Source organism: Rhizobium sp. CB3090, from assembly GCF_029714285.1.
GTDB lineage: Bacteria > Pseudomonadota > Alphaproteobacteria > Rhizobiales > Rhizobiaceae > Rhizobium.
In genome coordinates this window covers 1,276,496-1,302,500 of the sequence record NZ_CP121663.1, presented here as the reverse complement: position 1 = coordinate 1,302,500, position 26,005 = coordinate 1,276,496, and the positions used below count along the sequence as shown (strand labels likewise).

At 57.7% G+C, this 26,005-nt stretch carries 24 protein-coding genes and 2 pseudogenes; 11 read left to right on the top strand and 15 right to left on the bottom strand.

Annotated elements, in window-relative coordinates; all coding sequences use genetic code 11:
* Positions 1 to 80 precede the first annotated feature (80 nt).
* Positions 81 to 1,709 carry a chaperonin GroEL gene (gene groL / locus QA646_RS24735; RefSeq protein ID WP_283059377.1) on the bottom strand — a complete coding sequence of 543 codons (1,629 nt, stop codon included), beginning with the start codon at positions 1,707 to 1,709 and terminating at the stop codon, positions 81 to 83.
* A gap of 57 nt (positions 1,710 to 1,766) precedes the next feature.
* Entirely contained in the window at positions 1,767 to 2,081 is a 315-nt protein-coding gene (gene groES, locus QA646_RS24730; RefSeq protein ID WP_283059376.1) for a co-chaperone GroES, read from the bottom strand.
* A gap of 517 nt (positions 2,082 to 2,598) precedes the next feature.
* Here groES and QA646_RS24725 point away from each other — a divergent pair.
* The 5 genes from QA646_RS24725 (at position 2,599) to QA646_RS24705 (ending at position 8,681) form a co-directional block, all read left to right on the top strand.
* Complete coding sequence (locus QA646_RS24725) at positions 2,599 to 2,889, top strand: hypothetical protein (protein WP_283059375.1); 291 nt, start codon at positions 2,599 to 2,601, stop codon at positions 2,887 to 2,889.
* Between the two features lie 530 nt (positions 2,890 to 3,419).
* The gene (locus QA646_RS24720) at positions 3,420 to 4,514 is read left to right on the top strand and encodes a glycosyltransferase family 4 protein (protein ID WP_283059374.1); all 1,095 of its coding nucleotides are present in this window, start codon (positions 3,420 to 3,422) and stop codon (positions 4,512 to 4,514) included.
* Positions 4,515 to 4,529: 15 nt separating this feature from the next.
* Positions 4,530 to 6,734, top strand: a complete 2,205-nt coding sequence (locus tag QA646_RS24715) for an amylo-alpha-1,6-glucosidase (RefSeq protein ID WP_283059373.1) — start codon at positions 4,530 to 4,532, stop codon at positions 6,732 to 6,734.
* A 699-nt stretch (positions 6,735 to 7,433) separates the two neighbouring features.
* Positions 7,434 to 7,610: a hypothetical protein gene (locus QA646_RS24710; protein WP_283059372.1), complete on the top strand. Its 177-nt coding sequence runs from the start codon at positions 7,434 to 7,436 to the stop codon at positions 7,608 to 7,610.
* 552 nt (positions 7,611 to 8,162) lie between these two features.
* Complete coding sequence (locus tag QA646_RS24705; protein WP_283059371.1) at positions 8,163 to 8,681, top strand: metallophosphoesterase family protein; 519 nt, start codon at positions 8,163 to 8,165, stop codon at positions 8,679 to 8,681.
* A 59-nt stretch (positions 8,682 to 8,740) separates the two neighbouring features.
* On the opposite strand, the gene QA646_RS24700 is transcribed toward QA646_RS24705, so the two are convergent.
* Together QA646_RS24700 and QA646_RS24695 are read right to left on the bottom strand one after the other, a co-directional pair.
* The gene (locus QA646_RS24700; RefSeq protein ID WP_283059370.1) at positions 8,741 to 8,992 is read right to left on the bottom strand and encodes a hypothetical protein; all 252 of its coding nucleotides are present in this window, start codon (positions 8,990 to 8,992) and stop codon (positions 8,741 to 8,743) included.
* Positions 8,993 to 9,041: 49 nt separating this feature from the next.
* A complete protein-coding gene (locus tag QA646_RS24695) occupies positions 9,042 to 9,512 on the bottom strand; it encodes an Hsp20 family protein (RefSeq protein ID WP_283059369.1) in 471 nt (156 codons plus the stop codon).
* A gap of 565 nt (positions 9,513 to 10,077) precedes the next feature.
* On the opposite strand from QA646_RS24695, the gene QA646_RS24690 reads away from it, so the two are divergent.
* A complete protein-coding gene (locus QA646_RS24690) occupies positions 10,078 to 10,389 on the top strand; it encodes a DUF982 domain-containing protein (protein WP_283059368.1) in 312 nt (103 codons plus the stop codon).
* Between the two features lie 475 nt (positions 10,390 to 10,864).
* On the opposite strand, the gene QA646_RS24685 is transcribed toward QA646_RS24690, so the two are convergent.
* Both QA646_RS24685 and QA646_RS24680 read right to left on the bottom strand, forming a co-directional pair.
* A complete protein-coding gene (locus tag QA646_RS24685; protein ID WP_283059367.1) occupies positions 10,865 to 11,368 on the bottom strand; it encodes an Hsp20/alpha crystallin family protein in 504 nt (167 codons plus the stop codon).
* A gap of 100 nt (positions 11,369 to 11,468) precedes the next feature.
* Positions 11,469 to 11,939 carry an Hsp20 family protein gene (locus QA646_RS24680; protein ID WP_283059366.1) on the bottom strand — a complete coding sequence of 157 codons (471 nt, stop codon included), beginning with the start codon at positions 11,937 to 11,939 and terminating at the stop codon, positions 11,469 to 11,471.
* 723 nt (positions 11,940 to 12,662) lie between these two features.
* Between QA646_RS24680 and QA646_RS24675 the strand changes: the two genes are divergently transcribed.
* Entirely contained in the window at positions 12,663 to 12,911 is a 249-nt protein-coding gene (locus tag QA646_RS24675) for a hypothetical protein (protein ID WP_283059365.1), read from the top strand.
* Positions 12,912 to 13,185: 274 nt separating this feature from the next.
* On the opposite strand, the gene QA646_RS24670 is transcribed toward QA646_RS24675, so the two are convergent.
* A complete protein-coding gene (locus QA646_RS24670) occupies positions 13,186 to 14,097 on the bottom strand; it encodes a LysR family transcriptional regulator (protein ID WP_283059364.1) in 912 nt (303 codons plus the stop codon).
* Between the two features lie 100 nt (positions 14,098 to 14,197).
* On the opposite strand from QA646_RS24670, the gene gstA reads away from it, so the two are divergent.
* Positions 14,198 to 14,815, top strand: a complete 618-nt coding sequence (gene gstA, locus QA646_RS24665) for a glutathione transferase GstA (RefSeq protein ID WP_283059363.1) — start codon at positions 14,198 to 14,200, stop codon at positions 14,813 to 14,815.
* 89 nt (positions 14,816 to 14,904) lie between these two features.
* Here gstA and QA646_RS24660 read toward each other — a convergent pair.
* Positions 14,905 to 15,075 (bottom strand): annotated as a pseudogene (locus QA646_RS24660) (transposase); the annotation flags it as partial.
* 283 nt (positions 15,076 to 15,358) lie between these two features.
* Between QA646_RS24660 and QA646_RS24655 the strand changes: the two are divergent.
* A pseudogene (locus QA646_RS24655) lies at positions 15,359 to 15,877 on the top strand (transposase family protein); the annotation flags it as partial.
* Between the two features lie 28 nt (positions 15,878 to 15,905).
* On the opposite strand, the gene QA646_RS24650 reads toward QA646_RS24655, so the two are convergent.
* From QA646_RS24650 to QA646_RS24625, 6 genes are all read right to left on the bottom strand, one after another.
* Entirely contained in the window at positions 15,906 to 17,546 is a 1,641-nt protein-coding gene (locus QA646_RS24650) for a GMC family oxidoreductase (RefSeq protein ID WP_283059362.1), read from the bottom strand.
* 17 nt (positions 17,547 to 17,563) lie between these two features.
* Positions 17,564 to 18,640 carry an ABC transporter ATP-binding protein gene (locus QA646_RS24645; RefSeq protein WP_283059361.1) on the bottom strand — a complete coding sequence of 359 codons (1,077 nt, stop codon included), beginning with the start codon at positions 18,638 to 18,640 and terminating at the stop codon, positions 17,564 to 17,566.
* A 4-nt stretch (positions 18,641 to 18,644) separates the two neighbouring features.
* Positions 18,645 to 19,529, bottom strand: coding sequence for a carbohydrate ABC transporter permease (locus QA646_RS24640; RefSeq protein WP_283059360.1), 885 nt, complete (start codon positions 19,527 to 19,529; stop codon positions 18,645 to 18,647).
* Positions 19,529 to 20,416 carry a sugar ABC transporter permease gene (locus tag QA646_RS24635; RefSeq protein WP_283059359.1) on the bottom strand — a complete coding sequence of 296 codons (888 nt, stop codon included), beginning with the start codon at positions 20,414 to 20,416 and terminating at the stop codon, positions 19,529 to 19,531. The genes QA646_RS24640 and QA646_RS24635 overlap by 1 nt, the downstream gene beginning before the upstream one ends.
* 65 nt (positions 20,417 to 20,481) lie before the next feature.
* Positions 20,482 to 21,714, bottom strand: coding sequence for an ABC transporter substrate-binding protein (locus tag QA646_RS24630; protein WP_283059358.1), 1,233 nt, complete (start codon positions 21,712 to 21,714; stop codon positions 20,482 to 20,484).
* A 59-nt stretch (positions 21,715 to 21,773) separates the two neighbouring features.
* Positions 21,774 to 22,727 (bottom strand): sugar phosphate isomerase/epimerase, encoded by a 954-nt coding sequence (locus tag QA646_RS24625; protein ID WP_283059357.1) that lies wholly within the window; start codon positions 22,725 to 22,727, stop codon positions 21,774 to 21,776.
* Between the two features lie 221 nt (positions 22,728 to 22,948).
* Between QA646_RS24625 and QA646_RS24620 the strand changes: the two genes are divergently transcribed.
* Positions 22,949 to 24,016 (top strand): LacI family DNA-binding transcriptional regulator, encoded by a 1,068-nt coding sequence (locus tag QA646_RS24620; RefSeq protein WP_283059356.1) that lies wholly within the window; start codon positions 22,949 to 22,951, stop codon positions 24,014 to 24,016.
* A 288-nt stretch (positions 24,017 to 24,304) separates the two neighbouring features.
* On the opposite strand, the gene QA646_RS24615 is transcribed toward QA646_RS24620, so the two are convergent.
* Complete coding sequence (locus QA646_RS24615; RefSeq protein ID WP_283059355.1) at positions 24,305 to 25,027, bottom strand: GntR family transcriptional regulator; 723 nt, start codon at positions 25,025 to 25,027, stop codon at positions 24,305 to 24,307.
* Positions 25,028 to 25,183: 156 nt separating this feature from the next.
* Here QA646_RS24615 and QA646_RS24610 point away from each other — a divergent pair, with 156 nt between their 5' ends.
* Complete coding sequence (locus QA646_RS24610; RefSeq protein ID WP_283059354.1) at positions 25,184 to 25,999, top strand: ABC transporter ATP-binding protein; 816 nt, start codon at positions 25,184 to 25,186, stop codon at positions 25,997 to 25,999.
* Positions 26,000 to 26,005: the final 6 nt, after the last annotated feature.

The window sequence follows — 26,005 nt, the reverse complement described above, 5'->3', positions numbered from 1 at the left end:
GGTGATCGTGGTTTTATCAACCCATCCGTTTCCGCAACGGATTAAGGTCCGCCCACCGAAGCGGGCGGACCGCAGTAGTCTTAAAAATCCATTCCAGCCCCCGCCGGCAAGGCAGGTGCGGTTTCCTTCTTCGGCTTTTCGGCGATCATCGCTTCCGTCGTCACCAGCAGACCGGCGACCGAGGCTGCATCCTGAAGGGCGGTACGCACGACCTTGACAGGGTCAATGACGCCTTGAACATAAAGATCGCCATATTCGTTGGTCTGAGCGTTCCATCCGAACGAAAAATCGGCCTTTTCGCGCAATTTTCCGACGATGATCGAGCCTTCGGCACCGGCATTCTCAGCGATTTGCCGGACCGGTGCTTCAATGGCGCGGCGGACGATCTCGACACCGACGCGCTGGTCGTCGTTTTCGGCCTTGAGGCCGTCGAGCGATTTGACGGCACGCAGCAGCGCCACGCCACCTCCCGGAAGAATGCCCTCTTCAATGGCGGCACGCGTTGCATGCAATGCATCGTCGACGCGGTCCTTCTTTTCCTTCACCTCCACTTCGGTCGAGCCGCCAACGCGGATGACGGCAACGCCGCCAGCGAGCTTGGCAAGGCGTTCCTGCAGCTTCTCACGGTCGTAATCCGAGGTGGTTTCTTCGATCTGAGCCTTGATCTGGGCAACGCGGCTATCAATCTCCGACTTCGTACCGACGCCATCAATGATCGTCGTATTCTCCTTTTCGATCGATACCTTCTTGGACCGTCCGAGCATATTGAGTGTGACGTTTTCCAGCTTGATGCCGAGATCTTCGGAAATGACGGTGCCGCCCGTCAGGATGGCGATGTCTTCCAGCATGGCCTTGCGGCGATCGCCGAAGCCCGGAGCCTTGACGGCAGCGATCTTGAGGCCACCACGCAGCTTGTTGACGACGAGCGTTGCGAGAGCTTCGCCTTCGACGTCTTCGGCAATGATCAGAAGCGGCTTGCCGGACTGTACGACTGCTTCGAGAACCGGAAGCATCGACTGCAGATTCGACAGTTTCTTCTCATGAATGAGAATGTATGGATCCTCGAATTCGACCCGCATCTTTTCGGCATTGGTTACAAAATACGGGCTGAGATAGCCGCGGTCGAACTGCATGCCCTCGACGACTTCGAGTTCGGTGTCGGCGGTCTTGGCTTCTTCGACAGTGATGACGCCTTCGTTGCCGACCCTTTCCATTGCCTGGGCGAGATAGCGTCCGATTTCCGGATCACCATTGGCAGAGATGGTGCCGACCTGAACGATTTCGGAATTGTTGGATATCTTGCGGGCGTTGGTTTTCAGTTCCTTGACGACGGCGTCGACGGCAAGGTCGATGCCGCGCTTCAGATCCATCGGGTTCATGCCTGAGGCGACTGCTTTGGCGCCTTCGCGAACGATGGCCTGGGCGAGCACGGTTGCAGTCGTGGTCCCGTCGCCGGCGATATCGCTGGTTCTGGAGGCGACTTCACGCAGCATCTGTGCGCCCATGTTTTCGAACTTGTCCTCCAGCTCGACTTCCTTGGCGACGGTGACGCCGTCCTTGGTGATGCGCGGAGCGCCGAAGGACTTGTCGATCACGACGTTACGACCCTTCGGCCCGAGCGTCACCTTCACCGCATTGGCGAGAATATCCACCCCCTTCATCATGCGATCACGAGCATCGGTGTGGAATTTGACGTCTTTAGCAGCCATATCTTCACTCCTCGTTAGGCAGCTTGGTTAGACTGGTGAAATTTGCCCTACACCTTTTCAGGCAGCCTTCTTTTCGGCTGCCTTGGCATCAATGATGCCCAAGACGTCGTTTTCCTTCATGATCAAGAGGTCTTCATTGTCGATCTTGATCTCGGTACCAGACCATTTTCCGAACAGGATGCGGTCGCCGGCTTTGACATCGAGCGGCTGGACCTGGCCGGCGTCATTGCGTGCGCCGGTACCGACGGCGATGACTTCGCCCTCTTGCGGCTTCTCTTTAGCAGTGTCGGGGATAATGATGCCGCCCTTGGTCTTTTCTTCGGACTCGACGCGGCGAACGAGAATGCGATCATGAAGCGGTCGGAACGACATGCTTTCCTCCAGTGGATAAACGATGATGATGTTGTTCCGCTATCCGGACCGGATGACCAGTCCGGGCGGGTGCAAAACCTCACACGAGCGCCTTGCGCAAAATGATCTGGTTTTGCGAATTTTCGATTTCAAGAGGAGAAAACAAAAAAATTAGCACTCGGGAGGGAGGACTGCTAAGCCGATGAAAAGGAGCGACAAACTCCTCTTTTGAATGCGGAACTTCCCTCGCAGTTGGGGGGAGTTGCGCGGGACACTGGCCTGTAAGGAACCGTAAAAAGCCGAGCAATTTCCTGGCATCTGAAGTGACGGTTGAACTGGGTTTCTGCACAGCCGAAATGTCCCGGCAGACCTGTGGAGGGCATTCCGGCAGCCACTTCGTTCCGACGAAGGAGTCGTCCGGCGGCGAGTTCAAGTGGCACTCCGACTTGAATCCAAATTTTCTCCTTCCTAGCTGTTAGCTATCCCAGGCTTGATGAGCTCGGTCACTTATCGCACGTCTGTTCAGAGTGAGATCGATATGAAAGAGAAAAGCGAAATTATTAAAGACCTCAGCATCCAGGAGCGGGAAGAGGTCTTCGTCGACATAGCCCGCACCCTGGAGGGTACGGCACATGAAGCCTTTGTCGAAGGCAACAGGCACTTTGCCGCACTTTCGGCCAATATGGCAGAAGCGATCCGTGTCAATGCCGACGAACTCGCTCGCGACGATTCCGAAAATGCGGCGCGCGTTCTGCAACAGGCAACTGCGATGATCTCGCAGTTCAAGGCAGTCCATCCTTACCAGATGATCAGTCATTCCGTGCACTAAAGCGGGCTTTGGCGCTCGCCGTCCGTACGATGACGAGCGCGCAATAAGACGGCCAGATTGGTCTCTAGCTCGGCTTCGCAGGTGGTGAGGCCATCAACCAGCGTCGTACACGGTGGTTGGGAACATCTTAATGAAGCCGGCAAACATCTTTGCTCAGTTGGCGGGGCTTTTTTTGCCTTGCCATGTAAATGGAAGACCGCAGCCGCACGGGATGGGTTCCCAGGAGTTCACGCGGTTGCATCATGGATACGATGCCGAAGCACCGGCGCCGCCCCCCGACCAGCGTTATTTCCCGTTCATAAAGTCGCCCTCGAACCTTGCCCGCTTTGCGTCGTTATCCACTCATGGAATGCATCGTGTGCTGTAACGAAGTTCTGGAAGCATTGAAGGTGCTTGGTAACGAGCGATTCTTAGCGCCGCAACATTTAGGTGGCGATCTCTTCAAAGCTTGCCGTCCCGATCGGTCTGCCCCGCCCGCCGTTTAAGCGCCCGGGTGATTACCGATGACGTTGCTCTTTGGAGGTTGGTCGATGAAGATTGCTCAGATTGCGCCCCTTGCAGAAAGTGTTCCGCCTAAATTTTATGGCGGAACCGAACGTATTGTTTCCTACCTTTGCGAAGAACTTGTCGCCCAGGGGCATGACGTGACCCTTTTTGCGAGCGGCGATTCCGTCACCAGCGGCAAGCTGATACCCTGTTGCGACATGGCGCTGAGGCTCAACACTGCAGTCAAGGACCCCGTGCCTCATCATGTTCTGATGCTGGACAATGTTCGCCGCCGGGCGCAGGAGTTCGATGTTCTGCATTTCCATATCGACGTACTGCACTTTCCTCTGATCCGCGATTTCGCTGATCGCGCAGTGACCACCCTGCACGGGCGCCTTGACTTGCCGGACCTCTATCCCTTCTATCGGGCCTTTGCGGATATTCCACTGGTCTCGATTTCCAACGATCAGCGCCAGCCGATGCCCCCGGTCAATTGGTCGGGAACGGTCTATCATGGCTTACCAGTTGATCTGCTTCCCTTCACAGAGAAGCCGAATGGCAACTACCTCGCCTTTCTCGGCCGGATCTCGCTCGAAAAGCGCCCTGATCGCGCGATCGAGATCGCAAGCCGATCAGGCATGCCCCTGAAGATCGCGGCAAAAATCGACAACTTCGACGAAGAATACTGGAAGACGGCAATCGAACCGATGATAAAACGTCATCAGAATGTCGAATTCATCGGCGAGATCAATGATCAGCAGAAGGCAGATTTTCTGGGAAATGCTCGCGCGCTGCTCTTCCCGATCGACTGGCCGGAACCGTTCGGGCTTGTTATGATCGAGGCAATGGCGTGCGGCACGCCCGTTATCGCCTTCCGTTGTGGCTCGGTGCCAGAAGTCGTCGATCACGGTGTCTCCGGTATTCTGGTCGACACCGTTACCGAAGCCGTAAAGAGTGTCGAATGGGCACTTAAGCTCGATCGCCGAAGGGTACGGGCAACTTTCGAGAAGCGCTTTACCGTGGGACGGATGGCCAGGGACTATCTGGACATATACCGGCAACTGTCCGGCATTCGCACGAAGAGCGCCTCGCTGCACCCCTCCAATGGCTACGCCGTGGGTCTAGAGGTCGTCAATTGATCAGAGGAGAGGAAAATGCCGATCGTTTCCTCCGACAGTGTTCCGGCACCGGCTGCGTCCGGCACACCGATCGCTCAGTTCTTCATTCCGGCAACCGCTTCGTTGCAGGAGCGACAGCCGCTGATCCTGAAGCATGGCGATACCTTCGCCGTCTTCGATCGCAATGGCGACGTCCTTTCGGGACCGGATAGTCCGGAGGGAGTTTTCCATCGCGACACGCGCTATCTCTCTCACCTTCACCTGACGATCAGCGGCCACAGGCCGATGCTGCTGTCTTCGACATTGCGCGACGATAATGCAACGCTCACCTGCGACCTGACCAATCCCGATCTTCTCGACCGGGGCGGAAAGCTCATTATTGGCCACGACCAGATCCATCTGCGCCGCACCCGCTTTTTGTGGAGCGGTCGCTGTTACGAACGGCTGACGGTGCGCAATTACGACGACGGACCGCAGCACGTCCGCATCGAGATCGCATTTGCCTCCGACTTCGCCGATCTCTTCGAGGTGCGCGGCACGGTCAGGGCAAAGCGAGGACGTCATCTGGCACCCGTCGTCGCGGATGACGGCATCCTTCTTGCCTATGAAGGGCTCGACCATCGCAGACGGTCAACGAGGCTCTTCTTTGATCCGCCCCCAGATGAATGCGGCAGTGAGCTCGTATTGTATGACCTACAGCTTGCCGCCCATGAAACCCGCTCGTTTTTCATCGAGATAGCCTGCGATCCGGCCGGCGACGATAGATCAGGCCATTGGTCTTTCTTTTTTGCCTTGCGCGACGCCCGGCGTGCTCTGCGAGCCCTGTCGTCCAAAGCGGCCTCTATCGTAACGTCCAATGAGATCTTCAATGAAGCGGCGCGGCGCTGCACGGCGGATCTCTACATGCTGATGACCGAAAAACCGGAAGGCCCCTATCCCTATGCGGGCATTCCGTGGTTCAGCACGGTATTCGGCCGGGATGCGTTGATAACTGCTCTGCAGACACTTTGGCTCGATCCGGAGATCGCCCGCGGCGTTCTCGGTTATCTGGCAATGAACCAGGCGACGGAAATGGATCCCGCCTCCGACGCCGAGCCCGGCAAAATTCTTCACGAAGTCCGTTGCGGCGAAATGGCCGAGCTTGGGGAAGTTCCCTTTCGTCGCTACTACGGCAGCATAGATTCCACGCCGCTGTTCGTGATGCTGGCGGGCGGCTATCTCAAACGGACCGGCGACCTTGCGACCATCGAACGTCTTCTGCCTCATATCGAGGCTGCATTGTCGTGGATCGACGAATATGGTGATCGTGATGGCGACGGGTTCGTCGAATACGGGCGACTGACGGAAGAAGGCTTGATCAATCAGGCTTGGAAAGACAGCCACGACTCCGTCTTCCATGCCGATGGGACACTGGCCAAGGGTCCGATCGCAATCGCCGAAGTTCAAGCCTATGTCTACGGTGCTTGGCACGCTGCGGCAGAGATATTCCAGCGGCGCGGCCAACCGGAACGCGCCGCAAGCTTCACCGGAAGAGCCGATGAGCTCCGCCGTGCCTTCGACAAGAGCTTTTTCGACGAGGAGCTCTGCACCTATGCGCTGGCACTTGATGGAGACAAGCGACCTTGCCGGGTTCGGTCTTCGAATGCCGGCCACGCGCTGTTTACCGGCATTGCCTATCCGGAACGAGCCGAACAGGTCGCTCGCACGTTGATGACCGCATCATCCTTCTGCGGCTGGGGCATACGTACGATCGCCTCGACTGAGGCGCGTTATAATCCGATGAGCTACCACAACGGCTCGATCTGGCCACATGACAATGCGCTGATCGCCAGGGGCCTCGCGGCCTATGGGTATCGCACGGCAACGGCACGGATATTCGACGGGCTCTTCGCGGCGTCCACGTATATCGACCTCCGACGACTTCCTGAGCTTTTCTGCGGGCTGTCCCGGCAGCGGGCACAGGGGCCGACATTCTATCCAGTAGCCTGCTCACCGCAAGCCTGGGCGGCGGCGGCGCCGCTCTTCCTGCTTCAATCCTGCCTTGGCCTCGATTTCAATCCGAACAAGCTTCAGATCAGCTTCCATGAACCGCAGCTTCCCACATTTCTGGATGAAGTCATCTTGCGGCACCTGCAGATCGGCTCTGGTTCGGCAGATGTTGCCTTACGGCGCTCCGGTCGCCATGTCGTCGTCGACGTCATCGACCGGAAAGGTGATGTCCGGATTCTCACGACCGCTTAGCCGCATGACTGCCGCTCTCCGATCGATCGATCGACGAAAATGGACCATGGGCGTTGTTAAGGTGAGCGTGGACCGAGCAATCAGCGCCATTTCGGCTTGCGCGTCGTGTTGTATCGCAATTCGCACGCCGTCGCGAACTGACCAAACAGTTGAAGAAGCCGAGTTTCTTCTTCACTGCAAAGCTTGTGTTGTCTGCAAAAATCTTTAACCGACCATACGCGGGTCGCAGCTTTGTGACTTACTCTCTTGGGCTCCACGTACTGCATTCAAATCCTCCTTTTGAACCACAGCACGATAGCGGAGCTTTTATTAGAAGGATATTAAATAAGACATGCCAGGAGGAATTGTCCCGCACCCGACAAATCACCGCAGCCCATAGCTGATCTAGAACAAGCCGTTGGCAGCGCCGCCGCCATCCGCGACAGATGAACCAGATGCTGCGCAAGTTCTCGCCCCCCGCGAAGCAGCCCTCGATAGAGGCTGCGTGACTTCCGATATCGGCGATATAATGTTTTCCTTGGCCTGATAAGGAGCGTCGCAAACCTCCCAGAGAAGTAAACTCAAAGATAGTTCAGCGTGTTCCGATTGCATTTGATCGTACGGGTATATTCGCAGGACGCACGCGAGCTGATGCAGTCAAAAACATGTTCGGGAGGAACTAACCACGAATTTGATAGTTGGTCCAAAACGGAGGTTCTTATGATGCAGTATATTGCCTCGCTCTTAATCGTCACTAGTTGGCGCAAGGTTGATATCGAGCAAGCGGACGCGCTGCATCGAAATGGGAACGCTTTACTTCGTCGCAGCCAACGATCCCCAACTACATTTACCGGCGAGAATGCGTCAGCCCTCGATATCAAGGAAGTGCCATTCTAAAAGGCGGCGCTGAGCGGCTTCGCTATCCAAGGCCATTCCAGATGACCTTCGGAAGAAGCAACGACTGAAGTGGATGTTCATATGAACACAGCCCAACTGGCCATCATATTCGGCTCTCTCACACTCGTAAGCTGGTTCCTGGCTGGACTTATATCCGTTTCCGCCGATTCCCGTTTCGGAAGGCGCCATCTGGGCAGCGAAGGCTTTGCAGGCATGATCGCCTTGTCGCTCAACCTTTTCGGGTTAATAGCAGTCGCGTTGGCGGTCGCATCCGCAATCTTATAGAAAATTCGAGATAATCAGAAGGCGATTGCGTTTGGCGGCTATTGAATAAGCCGGAAGGATAGGCTGTCAGGCTCGCACGGAACCGCAAGCAGTCAACCGCATTTTCTTCTCCGAAAGGACGCGGACGGAAGCCGATGATCGAACTTCGGCTCGTGCTTGAGGAAATTCCGAAGCAGACGGCGATGGCGCGAGGTGGAGTTTCAGCCCTCCAATAGGCAAATCGCGAAAGAGCCCTTGGTTTCCCTTCGAAGTTCGCCATTTTGACCGATGATCTATTTCACAAGCGATACTCATTTTGCCGATCCACGCGTCCTGAGAATCGACCGCCGCCCTTTTCCTAGCTTGACATTGCACGATGTCGCCTTGATCCGGAATTGGAATGAGGTTGTCGAAATCAACGATGACGTGTGGCACCTTGGCGACTTCATGTCATCACGCGGCGGCGACTGCGATCAGCTTCTCTCGACGCTGAATGGCCGTAAGCATCTTGTCATCGGGAACAACGATCCGGAAGCCACGATCAACGCAAGCGGTTGGAAAAGTGTCCAGCACTACAAAGAGATGACACTGGACGACCACCTGCTGATCCTCTGCCACTATCCCTTTCGAACCTGGAACAAGATGGGGAAGAGATCGATCAATCTCCACGGCCACTCCCATGGAAAGCTCAAACCGCTTCCCAGACAGTATGACGTCGGCGTCGACGCTCAAGGTCTTCGCCCGGTATCGCTCGAGTCGCTGTTGAATTCGATCGGACGACGAAGAGCTGATCCTGCCAAGCTGTAGACATCGAGAGCAGCCCTGACAAGGGACGACCGCCCGATAATCGCGGGCGGTCGGCGACACTATCTTGATGCAGCCGCCTTCGGCTCAGAGCGTCTAAATACGCCACGCGCCCTCTCGACCATGATCTTGAGGTCGGAGGGATCATGCACGCCTTGCCGATAGAACTCAATTATGATGGCAGCAATGCGTTCGGCCTCTTCCGAGTCCTTGGCCACCTCGATCTCCTCCAGCAGTTCGTCGAAGACGGACTGGCAAGCAGCGAGGTCTCGGGCATCGAGAAAGGCCGGCTTTTGAATGACGATTCTTTCCATTATGAGGCACCAAACTGAGGATGCCGCCCGTAGAGCGGCATCCGCTGCTTTAGGCGACCTGTTTATCGGCATCGATCTGAAGCGGTGCCGCCTGTGGCTGGCTGCCGCCGATCACGATCTTACGCGGTTTCATTGCTTCAGGAATTTCGCGCTTTAGATCGATACTCAAAAGACCATTCGTCAGAGAGGCATTTCCGACCCTGACATGGTCGGCTAGCTCGAAGCGACGCTCGAAGGCGCGCCCGGCAATGCCGCGGTGCAGATACTCGCCTTCTTTCTGTTCCGCCTTTTGTCCTTTGACGACGAGAACGTTACGCTCCTGCGTGATGTCGAGATCCGCATCGGCGTAACCAGCTACCGCCATCTGGATCCGGTAGTCGTCCTCGCTGGTCTTGACGATATCATAGGGCGGCCATGTATCGATAGCCTGCAGGCGTTGGGCATTGTTGAGGAGATTGAAGACACGGTCGAAGCCGATGCTGGACCGGTACAGTGGTGCGAAGTCGAAGTCGTTTCTCATAACCAAATCCTCCGTAAAGCGAGATGGAAAGGAGACGCGTCGGAAACCTGCGTCTCCGGCTTTTCCGGCCCCCATTTGGGCTGCCGGTGACCATCGATTTGGTTTATGCTTTTTTCAGATTCAAGGCGGCAAAAAAAATTTTTCACCTGCAATCGGATCCACCAAAGCGTTCAATGTCGATAAGGCCAGTGGTCGACCGACATCACCGCCCAGTTGTTGCTCGACGATAGGCGGCGGCGGGCGCTGAAGTTTCCCGTTATTTCCGAGATTTGGCGAATGTTTAGTGCGCCCGTTCCTTCAAACAACAACCCAGTTGTTCTCACAATTGTCCGGCTGGCCTTCGCCGCTTCGCTGAAAAGCGTAATGGGCGATATGGATGAGTGACAACACGACCTCTGCCAAAGCCGTTCGGCAACGGTAAGCCCTTCACGCCGCACCTTTCCATGGCGCACAAGCTGTTTTTTCTTAGTTTGGAGCTGTGACTATGCGGTGGGTCTTGAAGGTGCGGTGCGCTTTCACGATATGAAATTCAGGCGAACATTGGTGGCATGGAAAGGAGGAAAATATGCCGCTGAACGATGTCCCTTGGACCCGGCCGGTTACCATCAGGCTCCAGTGCGGCCTGCAGCGCACTTTCACAGGCGTCTATGACGCATTGGATTTTTTAGAGAACGAGTGGCCTTTGCGCAATGGTGAGCGCCACGAGCGCGCGGTCAAGACCTGCCGAGGCGCGATCAATGGCGTTGTTCCCGCCGTCGTAGCGCGCGAAGCTTTCATAGCCGCATGCCTCGAGGCAGCAATGCCGGTCGTCATGGTGCCCTGGAAGGCAAGGCCGAACAGGCATCCGATGCGACCCCAGCGCACTGCTTCTCTGTAGGCCTCGGCTGTGCGATCCCGCTTCTATAAAATTCGGAATCCTTCGGCAGCGTCGTTCGATGCGGCGCTGCCGCCTGCGAAGCGTTGACTGCGTGAAGACGACCGGACGATGGGCTGGCGCATACATGGTCCATTAGAGGCGGCAGTTTAAAGAGAAGGATGCAACTACATTTCGCGCTTGGTCAACGACCGCGACGTCGCCCTCACAAGGCGCCAGCCCTTCAGTTGCGGTGCCCGACATCGTTGCGGAACGGCGCGGCTTGAAAATACGCGCGGCATTGACACCTCGGGAAACAGGGAGCTAGCGAAGGAAAGATTGCTGCGTGGATTGTCGTTAAAGGAAAGGACTGGAAACCGGAAGTCTGTGTTGTCTTATCGTGGTGTGCGTTTGTAACAACTCCCATCGTTGATCCTCCCCCACTGGTAAACGATGTGCGGCGGCTGCCAAACTGGCAGGCCGCCGTACATTCGTTAGATCAGCTCTTGATGGTGATGCGTTTGACCTGGGATTGCGCCTTCGCGGATTTCGGTAAAGTGACGGTCAGCACGCCGTTCTTGAAGGTGGCGTCCACCTGATCGTCCTCGACTTCGACGCCCAGCGGAATTCGGCGCTCGAACCGGCCGTAGTAGCGTTCCGAGAACTGTTTTTCCTTGTCTTCCGTCTCCGACTTCTTTTCGCCCTTCAGCGTCAGAAAGCCGTCCTCTAGTAGGACCTCAACGTCCTTCTCCTCAAGGCCAGGCATCTCGGCTGTCACCTTGATCTGGTTGTTGGCGTCGGAGATCTCGACACTCGGCCAACCGGTTCCGAAATGGGAGCCGCTGCTGAAGGATGTCAGGCCGGACCCGAAGCCGCGGAAGACGTCGTCGAACAGCCGGTTCACCTCACGATGCAACGACAGAAAAGGATCACGGTCGTCATCGCGAACAAGAGCCTGGCCGCCGTTGTTGCGGCGCATGGGAATCAGATCACGAACACTCATGGTTTTTCTCCTTTCCGTAGGTTTAATGAGCAAGGCGCTCCCGCAAAGGCGCCGGGGCGGCGCACGGCACCTTGATGTGCGCCTTGCTTTTGAGAAAGCCTTAGGCCGCCTGCTTGTCAGCCTCGATCTGTTTGGTCTGCGATATTGCCTGATCGGTTCCGATCTCAATCTGACGCGGCTTCATTTCTTCAGGGATTTCGCGCTTGAGATCGATCGTAAGCAGACCATTGACAAGACCCGCGCCCACCACCTTCACGTGGTCGGCCAGTTCGAATCGACGCTGGAACGAACGGCCGGCGATGCCGCGATGCAGATAGTGAAACTCTTCACCATTCGCCTTTTGCCCCGAGACGATGAGCATGTTCTGTTCTTGCGTTATCGCCAGCTCGTCCTGCGAGAAGCCGGCCACAGCCATGGCGATGCGGTAGTCATCCTCACCGCTCTTCATAATGTCGTAAGGGGGCCAGTTGTCCACCATCTCGGCGCGACTTGCGGCCTCGAGCGCGTTCAACATGCGGTCGAAGCCGATACTTGACCGGAACAGGGGAGCGAAATCGAGGTTTGTCCTCATAGCCATATCCTCCTTATAAGCAACATGGATACAAGGAGACGCCAAGAGCGACCGGCGTCTCCTGGACTTGTGTCAATCCCCGTTGGGCGATCGACAATATCGATGTAATTCCGCGCCTTAAGGATTCAAGAGGGAACGGAATTTCCTGGCGGAAAAATTTGTTTACTACGACGCGGCAACACCCGAACTCAGGTAGGGAGATGCGCGATAATGAGTTCTGCTGACGTCACGGTGAAGGACGTTAAGATCGTTGCCCTCTTGGGTGAGCGGCAATCACAGCGGGGACGACGCGATGTATAAGCAGGCTTTCGTAGTTGCCGGATCTATGGCAAGCGGCATTGAGACCAGAATGCTGCTGTTCGACGCGAGACTGCTGCCTTGCAAGAGGCTATCGACGGTAACGGTGGACTTGCGCGATAACACCCCAAAAGAACTGCAACCGAACGAAAAAGCCCGCTTCATAGCAGTGAGGCAGGGCCAGAGCACCGGTTATGGCTCATGCTCCGCGAACGATTTACTGGATGGGCGTTTGGTTCGCGCGAGGTTTCGTCGATCAGTAGAGTGTTCATTTTCTTGATCCCTGACCCGCCCGAAATCGCGGGAAGTTATCTGAACGTATAAATGTGAAGCGCGGCTTTCGGTTCATCGGCAAATTCTTGAAAATAAATGGGCAAAAAATTACATGGCTTCCAGTCGGCAAATGCACGGGAAGGGAGGGAAGGAATGATCAGCAGGTATCTCAGCAAGCGCGATTTGGCTCTCGATTCAGTTGATCTGGACACCTGTCAGCGCGCTTTTGATGCCATTCTGCTCAAGAGGAATATTGCGCGCGAAAGCGAGGAAGGCGAGCAGGTCGCAGCAATGATCATCGAACTCTTCAGAGAGGGGATCCATGACGAACAGCAGCTCGTCGTGCTCGTCGGAATTAATGAACGGCATCGCGCTGTAGGTGCTGATAAATCCCCGCCTTGAGGTCTTGTATGACCATCACAAGGTGATCCCTTTCGGGGAACGTTTGTCCGCTGTTCCAATATCGACTTTGTGGCGTTAGCGCGTGGGAATTTCGCTTCAGTCTTCAGACCCGAGCGTTTCTTGAGACTTCGACCGTTTCGATAACAGTGGGCCCCCGGTTCGATTCCCGTCAACTGCAATAGACGCCAAACTACCGCGCCTGAGGTTCGACTCCGATCAAGGCGGCCACATCCAAACATGCCTACCCGCGCCGCCGCCAAATGGGCATTCCTGATTAACTCACATCGCGCAATCTACGGATGAACTGATATCTCTGTTCGAAGCGGGGTGCGCTGGTACGAGCCATTTCGAGTAAAAGACCGGCGGCACGCGACGGCTCTCGCCCCTTTGCTGCCATCAAGCCGAAGCGGCGGAAAAGAGGGGGATCGATCCGAGCAACGCGAAGCCCCTTCCGCTTCTCGGGCAAGGTCGATTCCGGTACAATGCTGACGCCGACACCTTCGCGAACGAGTGCAACCGCGCTCGTCCAGTCACGCACCTCCATACAAATATCGCTTAGTGACAACCCTGCCGCTTCTGCCAACGTGCCCGCATGGGCATGGCAACCGCCGGTCGCCAACACGAATGGCTCGGCGACAAGTTCCGCAAGCGAGAAAGCTGCGCGCCGGGCGAGCCTGTGGCCGGCTGGTAGCACACCCACCCAGGCGTCTTGTCCGATCGGCACCGCACGTTCGCGGGACGGGTTCAACACGACACCAAGATCAATAGCTCCCGTATTCAGCCACGTTTCAACCTCGCGATCATCTGTTTCCAGTAGGAGCACTTCGATGCTGGGATGGAGGGAGCGAAACCGCCGAAGCAGCGGCGGCAGCACCGCGGCGAACACGCTCGGAAAGGCGGCTATACGCAGTGAGCCGGTTTCTTTGCCAGCTGTTTGGGCGGCTTCCTGTCGGATCGCTTCCAGATGGTCGAGTGCCGCGCGAGCATGGACGAGCGCCTGCTCGCCAAAGGCGGTTAATTCGACCCCGTGCCGTTGCCGCACCAGCAGCTTGACCCCGAGCGCTTCTTCCAGCGCGGCGAGTGCCTGACTCATGCCGGATTGGGTGATACCCACCGACTCTGCTGCGGCGGTGAAGCTGCCGGCTTCCGCTACGGCGATCAGGGCGCGAAGCTGAGTGAGATTCATAGTAGGAAAAGTAATATCATGATTCTACGCCAGTAATTTTACTTCTTGCAGCCGCCGGGTCAATCTCCTCCGCGAGGCAACAATCCGTGGAGATTTCCCAATGAAGCTTTATTTCGCGTCCGACACCTGCTCCCTCTCACCACACATCGTCATGCAGGAACTGGGCCTGACTTACGATCTCGTGCGGGTGAACAACCGAACAAAGCACACCTCCGAGGGCGGCGACTTTCTCGCCCTGAATACGAAAGGCTACGTGGCGGCGCTCCAGCTCGACAGCGGCGAGGTACTGACCGAGGGACCGGCGCTGGTGCAATATCTAGCCGATCTGAAGCCGGAAGCGTGTCTCGCCCCCGCCAACGGGACACTGGAGCGCACACGCCTCCAGGAGTGGCTGAACTTCATCACGAGCGAGATCCACGCTGGTTCGAGTCCTTTGTTCAACAAAGACCTGCCGGAAATGGTCCGAGAGATCTTCACTGCAAGATTGTTCAAGCGCTTCGATCTGCTGGATGCCGAGCTGGCGCGGCAGGCCTATCTGATGGGTGAGAGCTTTACCGTCGCCGACGCCTATCTGTTCACCGTGCTGAAGTGGATGCCAGGGTTAAGGATCGATCTCGGTGGATGGACTAATATCGTTGCCTATGCGCAGCGCATCGCGGCGAGACCATCGGTCGTCGCGGCGCTGGCACGCGAAGCGGAAATCCCGCCAGTCGTGTGAGTGCTGCCGTTCATCAGCGCTGATGGCTAATGGAATCGACGGCGTCGCGTCCAAAAGGCATTCGGCGTGGCGGTTCATCGATGTTTGGAAGAAGGCTGGAAGAGGTTCACAAACAGTCTGGACGCCCCGTAAAGACGCGTGATCGCCCTGGTGGCCGCCAATGCTTCGAAGCGACGATAGCCCAAGAGCTTCCGCACAACGGCGCCATTTTTCCGCTCTATCCAGGCTTGGTCGTTCTTGCGGTAAGGCCGTGTTCGGGTGAGTTCGATGCCGCGAGCAAGGCAGAATTTCAGCCTCGTCGCGGCGTCAGTGGCCGATGCATCCGTTCTTCAGAACTTGATTCAATTGTATGCGCACGATTTCTCCGAATACCGGGCAGACACGTCACGCGGAGAACTCATGCGCAACGGGTCTTCCTCACTTTTGTGTGATTATCAAATCGTTAGTGGTGGCACCGCTAAGGGCTGGCATGCGAACGAAATCGAAATGGTCGCCCGGTGCGCATGGTGCAAAGCGTCGTGTCTGACGGCGAGGGTGGTTGGATTGTGTCTGCATGCGGACCATCCTCGGGGCATATGCCCTGATTGCCGACATCAGAGCAGAAGTCGACACGGTTGGTCGTACCGCAGTCTCCAGGACCTGCCGATCCAGGGCAATGGAGTGACGGTCAAGCTTCAGTTAAGCCGCTGGCGTTGCAGATATCGGCAGTGCAAGCGGAAAACATTCACCGACGCGGTCCCGGCGATTGCCTCGCCTCACGCACGCAGGACAAGGAGGGTCGCCGAACTAGTTAGCCTGCTGGGTCACAGCACCGGTGGACGGCCGGGAGAGCGCTTGATGAGACAGCTTGGGATGCCGATCAGCGACGACACCATCCTGCGGCACTTGAAGCGAAATGCTTCACGGATCGACGACGACCCTCCGGCACGGATCATCGGGGCTCATCGGCAGTCCCGGAAGGAGGTGTTCGAGACGGTGCACGCTTTGAGCAAAGAAGGCTTGACCTGCTCGGAAATTGCGCATCGCACCGGATATGGCCGCCGCAGCATTGCGAAGTGGCTGACGTTAGTGCATTTTTTGGCACGGAGACCTAGCTGAAACTATCGACGAGATTTCGGCAGGCACGAATCGTTAATGCCATGACGGTGAGTGTAGTCCCGGCAATGCCGCTGCCGGGGAAGGCGCTGGCGTCGGTGACGATGAGATTGGGTACGTCCCAAAGCTGATTGTAGGGATTGAGCACCGAGTTCAGACGGTCACTTCCCATGCGCGCCCCGCCTGTTTCGTGGATCGCAGCACCCATGCACATAGTCTTGCGAAACCACGTGCGGAACATGAAACGGCTGAACGGATCGGCATCGGGAAAGGCGCCAGGGCCCATTTCTCTGAGGCCCGTGGGGGAGCCGATGAATTCCAGCTCGCCGCCGACGCCACGCACCATGTCGATTAGCACCTCTTCCTGCCGGCGCAGCAGGGCATGTTCCTCCTCGCCCATAACGCATCGGATATGAGGCACTGGGATCCCCCAGGCATCCTTGCGTCTTGCATCCAGCGTGATGCGATTGTCGGCATAGGGGAGCATACGACCGAAGCCGAAGAACGCCAGCCGTGCGGGCTCATTATCGGAAGTGGGCGCTCGGCCGATGCTGCCTTGAAAATCGAAATCGCCACGACCGGCGTCATCGGGTCCAAAACGCGGCACAAAGATGCCGCCGGATGGATTATAGAAAGGGTCTGTTGGAGCCGAGTCGTCGACCGCCCAGCCTTTTGCCTTCGAAAATGAGCCAAAGGCCAAGCATGGCAATTGATCCATGAAAAAACGCCCAAGCATGCCCGAGCTGTTACCCAGTCCTTCGGGATGGCTGGGAGTCGCGGAATTGAGAAGCAACCGCACGCTTTCGATCGGCGATGCCGAAAGTACGACGAGTGCTGCGCACACGGTCTCGACCTTGCCGGTGACGCGATCGATGAATTCTGCCCCCGTTGCTTGGCTGCCCCGATCGTCGGTCGTTATGCGACGCACGACTGCGTCATGGCGGATCGTCAGCCGTCCGGTTGCAAGCGCCTCGCGCAGCGGTTTCGGCGTGCGCTCGGCATCCGGCGCGATATAGCGCCAGGAAATGACATGCCGCTGCGGCCAATGTCCTTCCACTTCGGTCTTGAAGATTTCTTCGGCCGGCGTCAGCTTTGCGGGGCGGGCATAGACGCCATCCGGTAGGGTCTCGACGCCGTCATGATTGCCATAGAGGCCAAGGCTGGATTCCACCTCGGCATAATAGGGCGCGATTTCGTCATAGGAAATGGGCCAGTCGACGCCTTTGCCTGTTTTGGAGTGGATCTTGAAGTCGTCGTCCGTCCAGCGCAGCAGCACGCGGCCGAAGCTGTGCAGGCGGCCGCCGCCCTGACGGCCGCGAATCCAAAGGAAAGGCGCATCCTTCGGGGTCGTATAGGGATTTTTCCGGTCGTTGACGAAGAAATGGCTGAAGCGTTCGGTAAAAAAGGCGGCGCGCGCCTGTATCGGCTGCCCCTTTATTGTGGCGCGTGCGCGCTCCCAAATGTTGATGCTGCTGGCCGGCAGTTTCTTGCGCGCCGGATCGAAATCCTTCTGGCTCACCGCCGGACCGGCTTCGAGCAAAAGCACGGAAAGACCCTGAGCGGTCAATTCCCTGGCGGCAAAGGAGCCGGCGGCGCCGGAGCCGATGACCAGCGCGTCATAAATAGTCTGAGACATAGAATTTTCCGTATAATTCAGAGACGGACGCCATCGGCGTCGAAGAGGGAGGCCTTGGCGATATCGATACCGGACGCGATTGCCGCACCGGGCTGAAGTGCTGCGTCGCCCATGATGCGATAGGAGAGGCTTTGCCCGGCCCAATCGAACCAGACAACGGTGTCGGCACCCATCGGCTCGATCACCGAGACGATACCGGCGATGGTTGTCAGGGATCCCGTTCCCGGAGCGATATGTTCCGGTCGGATCCCGAGCGTTACGGGACCCGGCGTGACGGGCGCCAGAAAGGGGTAGTCGCTCAGTCGGACGGTCAGGCCGTTGCTTTCGAAGACCGGAGTGCCGGCCTTGATCGCGATCTCGCCTTTAATGAAGTTCATTGCCGGTGCGCCGATGAAGCCTGCAACGAAGAGATTGGCGGGCCGGTGATAGATCTCCGAGGGGCTCGCAAGCTGCTGGATCACGCCGTCCCTCATGATGGCGATGCGGTCGGCGAGTGTCAGCGCCTCGACCTGATCATGGGTCACATAGATCATCGTATTGCCGAGGCTCTGATGCAGCTTCTTGATCTCGACGCGCAACTCGTTGCGAAGCTTGGCATCGAGGTTCGAGAGCGGTTCGTCGAACAGGAAGACATCGACTTCGCGGACCAGCGCCCGGCCGATCGCGACGCGCTGGCGCTGTCCGCCCGACAATTCCGACGGACGGCGATCGAGCAGATTTTCCAGATGCAGAAGGGATGCTGTGCGGGCGATGCGAGCCTCGATCTCCGGCTTGGGCAAGCCGGCGACGTGCAGGCCAAAGGACAGGTTCCTGCGCACCGACATGCGCGGATAAAGCGCGTAGGACTGGAAGACCATGCCGATGCCGCGGTCCTTCGGCTCCTCCCAGGTCACGTTCTTTCCCGAAATCCAGATCTCGCCGTCGCGGATGTCCTGCAATCCGGCAATCGCATTGAGCAGCGTCGATTTCCCGCAGCCGGAGGGGCCGAGAAGCACGAGAAACTCGCGCGGAGCGATGTCGATGGAGAGCTTCTCGATGACGGTATGGTCGCCATAGGCAATTTTAAGGTCTTTTACCGATACGGCAGGCTGCATGGCATTACCCTTTGACGGCGCCGGCTGCGACACCGCGCAGGAACCAGCGGCCGGAGAAGAAATAGATGGCGAGCGGAACGACGGCGGTCAGGATGGTGGCGGCCATGTTCACATTGTAGGCGCGTTCGCCCATGGTGGTGTTGACGATGTTGTTGAGCTGGACCGTCATCGGGAGGTTGTCGCGCCCGGCAAAGACGAGGCCGATCAGGAAGTCGTTCCAGATGCCCGTAAACTGGAAGATCGAGGCGACCACGATCATCGGCACCGACATAGGCAGCATGATCTCGAGGAAGATCCGCCAGAAACCGGCTCCGTCGACGCGAGCCGCCTTGCAGAGCTCCTCGGGAATGGCGACGAAATAGTTGCGGAACAGCAGCGTGACCAGCGGCAGGCCGAAGATCACATGCACCAGGACGACGCCGGCGACTGAATTATAGAGGCTTAGATTGGCCAGCAGCCGCACCAGCGGATAGAGGAAGATCTGGTAGGGGATGAGGCCGCCGGCCATCAGAAGCCCAAACAGCAGGTTCGAGCCCCTTGGCCGCCAAAAGGAGAGAGCGTAGCCGTTGATGGCGCCGATAAAGACGGAGATGGCTACGGCCGGCACGGTGATCCTGACCGAATTCCAGAAGCCGATGCGCACGCCCAGGCATTGGGTGCCCATGCAGGCTCCCGACCAGGCGGTCTTCCAGGCGCTGAAGTCGATCATGTCAGGGAAGGCGAAGATGCGGCCCTGGCGGATCTCTTCCATCGTCTTCAGCGAGGTGACGAGCATCGTATAGAGCGGCAGCAGGAAGAAGAGCGCTGACAGGATGAGGAAGGCATAGAGCCCGACTTGGCCTGCCGTCAGCCGTGACGGTTTGGGACCGTGGGGATGAAGAGCCGCCATCAATGTGCTCCCCTTCTTCTGGCGCGCATGTGGAGCGCGTAGCGAAACGGTGCCACGGCCATGACGACCGAGAGCACGAGCACGGTGGCGCCGGCGCTCGCAAAGCCGAGGTTCTGGCGCTCGAACAGATTATCCATGATGAATTTTGCCGGCACTTCGGTCGAATAGCCGGGGCCGCCGCCGGTCTGCGCGACGATGAGGTCATAGGTCTTGATCACGCCCATGGAGAGCAGCATGCCCGATGCGGCAAGCGCCGGCCCGAGTTGCGGCAAGATGATCGAGGTATAGATGCGCCAGACCGGAATGCCGTCGATCTGGGCTGCTTTCCATTGCTCCTCGCCGATCCCGCGCATGCCCGACAGGGCGATAACCATAACGAGGCCCGCGCCCTGCCAAACGCCGGCGAAGACGACAGTGTAAATCGCCATGTCGCGATTGACGATCCAATCGAAGACGAAGCCCTGCCAGCCGAGCGCCCTGACGGTCGCCTGAATGCCGAAGGTCGGGTTCAGCATCCACTGCCAAATGAGGCCGGTAACCACGAAGGACATGGCATAGGGGTAGAGGAAGATAGTGCGAAACAGGCTTTCGAAGCGAACCTTGCGATCGAGGGCTGCGGCGAGCACGAAGCCGAGAGCAAGGCAGCCGGCGACATAGAGAACGCCGAAGATCAACACATTTTCCAGGGACGCGAGCCATCGCGATGTCCGGAACAGCTTGGCATATTGGGCAAAGCCGACATAGTTGGACGACGGAAAAATGGTCGAATCCGTGAAAGACAGGCGCACCGACCAGACCATGGTGCCGATATAGACGACGATCGCAGCGATCCATGTCGGCAGCAGGGCAAAGGTCGCAGCAAGGGGACGTCTGCGCTTGGCTTGCATCAGCAAACTTTCTCGAAAGATGGGCGGAGCCGATCGACAATCCTGGCGATCGGCTCGCTGGAAGGCTATTCGAAGATCGCGAAGAACTTCTCCGCACCTGACGCGCTGTCCTCGGACGGATTGGTCCAGAACTCGTCGACGAAGTCGTTGAGTGCGCCGGCCTGCTGCGGCGAAAGGATCAGAGCCTGATCCGGCACGATCTTGCCGGCGCTCATCAGCTCAAGGCCTTTTTGCGCGCAGGTGTCGAGCTTGGACTTGCCGACGTCGGTGCGCATCGGCACCGAGCCCTTCTTCAGCGAGAATTCGACCTGCACAGCCGGATCCATGGCGACCTCTGCGAGCAGGACCTGCCCCTTTTGTGCGGCCGCGTTGGCGATCTTCGGGAAGGAGAAGGAATCGGCCACATAGACCATGCCCGGCGATTGCGGCGCAAGCATGCAGCCGTAGTCTTTACCCAACTGCTTGCCCGCCGCAACGAATTCGCCCTTGGCCCAATCGCCCATGAATTGCACGCCGGCCTTTCCGGTGATGACCATGGCCGTCGCGTCGTTCCAGTTGCGGCCCGCAGCACCCTCGTCGACATAGGCGCGGAGCTTGCCGAGAATATCGAGTGTCTTCTTCACGCCCGCCGTCGAGGCGTCACCCTTATCCTTGTCGACATAGATCTTGAGGAAGCTGTCAATGCCGACCTGGGTCAGCAGGATCATGTTGAAGACCTTGGATTCCTGCCAGGATTGACCGCCCCAGGCGACGGGCTGAATGCCGGCGGCTTTCAGCTTGTCGAGTGCCGAGAAGAATTCGTCCCAGCTCTTCGGCTCATCGGCAAGGCCAGCCTTGGCGAAGGCATCCTTGGAATAGAACACCCAACTCTCGCCATGGGCGCCGGTCGGAGAGAGGTAGACTTTACCGTCATAGGAGATGAGATCGTAGATCGATTTCGGCAGGACTTCAGCCCATTTGCCGGCTTTCGCCACATCGTCGATCGGGCTCAAAAGCCCCTGCTTGACGAAATCGGTATTGGCAAGGCCGAGAACAGCCTGCTTGGCAGTTGGCGGATCGCCCGCGACCAAACGGTTCTGGAAAGCGGCATCGGCTGCTCCAAAGCCGGCGATGGAAGAGTCCTTCCAAGTGCCGCCGCGCTTTTCGAACTCCTGTTTGATGACGCCGAGGGCAGCGGCTTCGCTGCCTGATGTCCAGGAGGTCATAACCTCGGCTTGCGGCTTGTCTTCTGCATGGGCAGGAATGGAGGCCGCAAGGAGTGCGGCTCCCGTCAGTAGCATTTTCACTGCGTCTTTCATCGTTCCACCTCTTCAGGAAAGCCCTCTTGGCGGGGCTATTCGTTTTCGGATTGTTGATATCAGCGATAAATCGGCAAGAGCGCCTGTCTGACGAGCGTCAGCCCGTTGGCGATATCGCCGACTGGATCGGGAGCGGCGTCGAGCTCGAGAATGGCCCAGCCCTCATAGCCGCGGTCGCGCATCAGTCTGGCCCAGCCCGGCCAGTCGACCCGGCCAAGGCCGAAGCCGCAGAAATAAGGACGATGGCGGTCATGGATATGCTCGTCGATCACCGTGTCAGCAGGCATCGCACCCAGCGCATCCTTCCAGTGAGCGATAATAACGCGTTCGTGATGGCGATCCACAAGTTGCAGCGGATCGGAGCCGGCAACGATGATATGCGCGGTATCCGGACACATGTGCACGTAGGCGGGATCGGTCAGCAGCATCAGCAGATCGACATCGCGCGCTGCCGCGAAAATCGAATGCGCCTCTGTGTGAAGGGCAAGCCTCACGCCCTTTGCGTAGAGGATTGCGCCAAGGCGGTTGAGGAAATCGGCAATCTTGCGGGCCTGCTCGAAATCGAAGAATCGAACGGGCTCGGCACCCGGCGTCTGGCGCAGCGGCGCGCCGATGACCATGATATCACTGCCGCAGGCCTTCAGAAACGCGGCGTACTTCTCCGCTTTTTCGATAATGGCCGCCTGCGCCGATGCTTCGGTGAAATCGCCAGCCGCCTCGAGTTCGGCAAAGAAGCCGCTTGCCAGCGTCAGGCCGCGCCGGGAAAGCTCGGCCGCGAAGGCTTCGACCGAACCATAGGTTTTCGTCGCATCCTGCCAGTTGAAGGGAGAGAAGGTCAGCTCGACACCGGTGACCCCGGATGCCTGAACGGCATCGAGTATCTTATCCCAGAAGGCGCGGGGTTCGCTGCGAGAAAGGGCGATGATGCCGTCGTAATCCTCGACGCCCCAGAAGCCGGGATGGAAAAAGGTGACGAGATCTACGCCAAAGCGAAGCCGTTCGGTCGAGCTCATGATGCTGTCCGTTTCCCAAGGTAGGGATCATCGCCTGCGGTACGTGTTCCGCAGCAAATAATCCGTAATAATTTCAATACATTATTATTTGGCAATCGTTTGCCATAGCATGATAGTAGCCCAGTCGTTCCCAGATGCAAGCGATTTTTGGCAAACGTTTGCTAAACGGGAGGATTTGCCATAGCATCCGCCGCATCAGGCACCGGGGAGGAAACAAAAAAGTGAAAAATAACAAGGATGTGCCCGTCGAGGAGCAATCCGGGCCGTTGATGGCCGATGTCGCGAGGCTCGCAGGAGTCGCGATCTCCACGGTCAGCCGCGCTCTTGCCAATCCCGGACGTGTCAACGAGAAGACGCGCGCCAAGATCGATGCGGCCGCCAAGCAGCTGGGCTATACTCCGAACGCCATGGCTCGTGGTCTCAGGGTCGGTAAATCCAACACCATCATGATCATCCTTCCAGGATCGCTCTATTACGGCGTTTCCCAGGTCATTCCGCAGGTCCTGCAGAGTATCAACAAGACCTTGCTGCAGAATGGCTACAACTTGATGATCGCCAATCTCGGCCGTGATGAAGCTTCAGAAAGACATATTCTGGATCTCGCATTTGGCGGAACTGTCCGCGGCGCAATCATCCTGTCATCCAAACTCCCTGAAGTAGACGGGCGTTCGCTTGACAGTACCGGGCTGCCAATCGTTTCCATGCTACTGGACATGAGCGATGCGGGCCTGCCCAGCGTGGTGACGAACGACCGCGAGGCTATGCGGGAGGTGACCGCCAATCTTATCCGTCTTGGCCATCGCCGTTTTCTCTACCTTGCCGGTCCCGAGGGCAACTATCATGATGTCGAGCGCTATGGCGGCGTCGTTGAGGCATTGCAGGAAGCACGATTGTCCGAATCTGCCGTGGTCCGCTCCGGCGGAAATCTGGATTATCAGCAAGGTTTCGAAATCGGCGTGCAGGCCGCTAAGGATTTTGCCGATCTTCCGGACAAACCGACCGCGGTTATCGCGACCAGCGACGATATGGCAATCTCATTCATGAGCCGGGTGCAACGTATAGGCCTGAAGATCCCGGACGACCTCTCGATTGTCTCCTTCGACGGTTCGCCCGTCTGCGCTTTCTGCTCGCCGCCGCTTTCGACCATCGAGCAGCCGGTCGAAGAAATGGGTCAGGCTGCGGTCGCGCTCCTGCTGGCAGCCATCGATCGGTCGGAGCAAAAGCCGGAGATGCGCAATGTCATCCGCAGCCGATTTATTCAGCGTGAGAGCACGACTCCTCCCGCATAAGGCGCCGGATCGCCCTTTGTCGATGCAGCTTGGAGTGCTCTGAGCACCTGGATCACGGCGATGAAGGTCGATACGATACGTTTCGGATAGAACCGGGCAGCAGGCGATCCCTTTGATGCAGCCGTTTCCAATTTGGACTCGCGTAGAATAGCAAACGAAGCGATCTCGTTCGGTGCCTTAACGAGCGTGTTTTAATCGAAGCGATTGCTAAGCGGCGGCCTTTTGCTTCCAATACAAGAGTTGGATTTCGCTCAGTCGAAGAACCCGATCCCTTCAACAGCAAAGCGCTCAGAAATTGGACATTCGGTTGCCGAGGACAAACTTATAGCGTTCCGGTCGAATGAAGAATTCCGATCTCTCGGCGCAAGCGCCGTTATCGAAATACGATGTTCGTTCGAGCACGAGCAGGACCGCATTTCCCGTTGCTCCTATTAGTGACGTTATCCGATGCGAGACAGCGCGCGCGCCGATCTCAATTTCGGCGGAGACAATGTTGGCATCGGCTTTGTCTTTGAGAAGCGCATAAGTCGGTTGCTGCTCGGCGATTTCGGGCTCCAGGGCAGACATGAATGCCGGCAAGATGCTTCGGCCCAATGCAATTGGCTCGTCATTCACCACATGGAGCCGCTCAAGAAGTGTGCATTGCGCTCCGAATAGCGACCTAAAAGCTTGCGGCGTTTCAATGGCGCTCAGCTCGACGATTCGCATCATGGCGTCGAAGCCCTGGACTTTCAGCGACTCGTGAAAGCTACGCAACGTATCGATCTGATGACGCACTTGCTTGCCGGCCACGAAAGTGCCCTTGCCTTTCCGGCGCTCGATCAGCCCGTCCTTGTCGAGCTGTTCGAGCGCCAGGCGGACGGTGACGCGGCTGACATTGAAGCGGGCCATGATCTGCGATTCCGACGGCAGCCGCCCGGAGGGCTCGTAGGTCCTTTCGGTAATCTCGGTACGAAGACGATCTGCGATCTGCAGGTACATCGCCACCGGGTTGTTCCGTATCAGGTTCATCGTTTTTCCATTGGGTCGAAAAGACCACCGAGCAGGGCTGCTTTGGAATAGCGTTCCCCTTTGCCGCCACACAAGGGGAACTCTTCACGTTGATAGCCTGTATTATAATGTATTAAAAATTGGAGCAACTCCAATCCAGGGTCGTCCGAAGGCAACATGGCATCTCTACCTAATTCGCGACAGATTTCGTCCGGCGCCGCCTTTTCCGTGGACGGCATTGCTTTCGGCTACCCTGAAAGCCGGCGCAGCGTATTCGAACGGTTTTCGCTGAAGGCTCGCCCAGGGGAGTTCGTGGCGGTTCTGGGGCCCTCGGGTTGTGGCAAGTCGACGCTGCTCAATCTCCTGTGCGGCTTCCTGCGCCCGCAATCGGGACATATCACTATAGACGGCGCGCCCGTTGCACCCGAACATCCGGCGCTCGGTTATGTATTCCAATCGCCGAACCTCTTCCCTTGGCTGAGCGTCCTCGAAAACGTCCGCTTTGGTCTGCGCATGAATCGCCGTGGATCGCCGCAGGAGCAACGGGCCGTAGCGCTCAATTTTCTGCGGCTCGTCGGACTTGAAGAGCAAGCGGAGGAGCCGCCTCATCGGCTGTCGGGCGGCCAGCGTCAGCGCGTTGCCCTTGCACGCTCGCTGGCGCTCGAGCCGCGCCTTCTGCTCATGGACGAGCCATTCGCGGCGCTCGACGCCATGACGCGTGCGGCCCTGAATGACGAGCTGCTGCGCATCTGGTCGAGTTTGGGCAAGACTGTGCTGTTCATCACGCACGACATCGATGAAGCGGTCTACCTTGCCGACCGGGTTCTCGTCCTCGGCCTGCCACCGGCGGGCATCACGGCCGAAGTGGCTATCGGTCTGCCGCGTCCTCGCGACCAGCGCGGCACGAGAGCCGCCCCTTTGTTCGCGGAACTCCGCGAACGGCTCTCCGAGGAAATCGCCAAGTTCACGGCCGGCAAGCAACGCATTATCTGAAAGGAT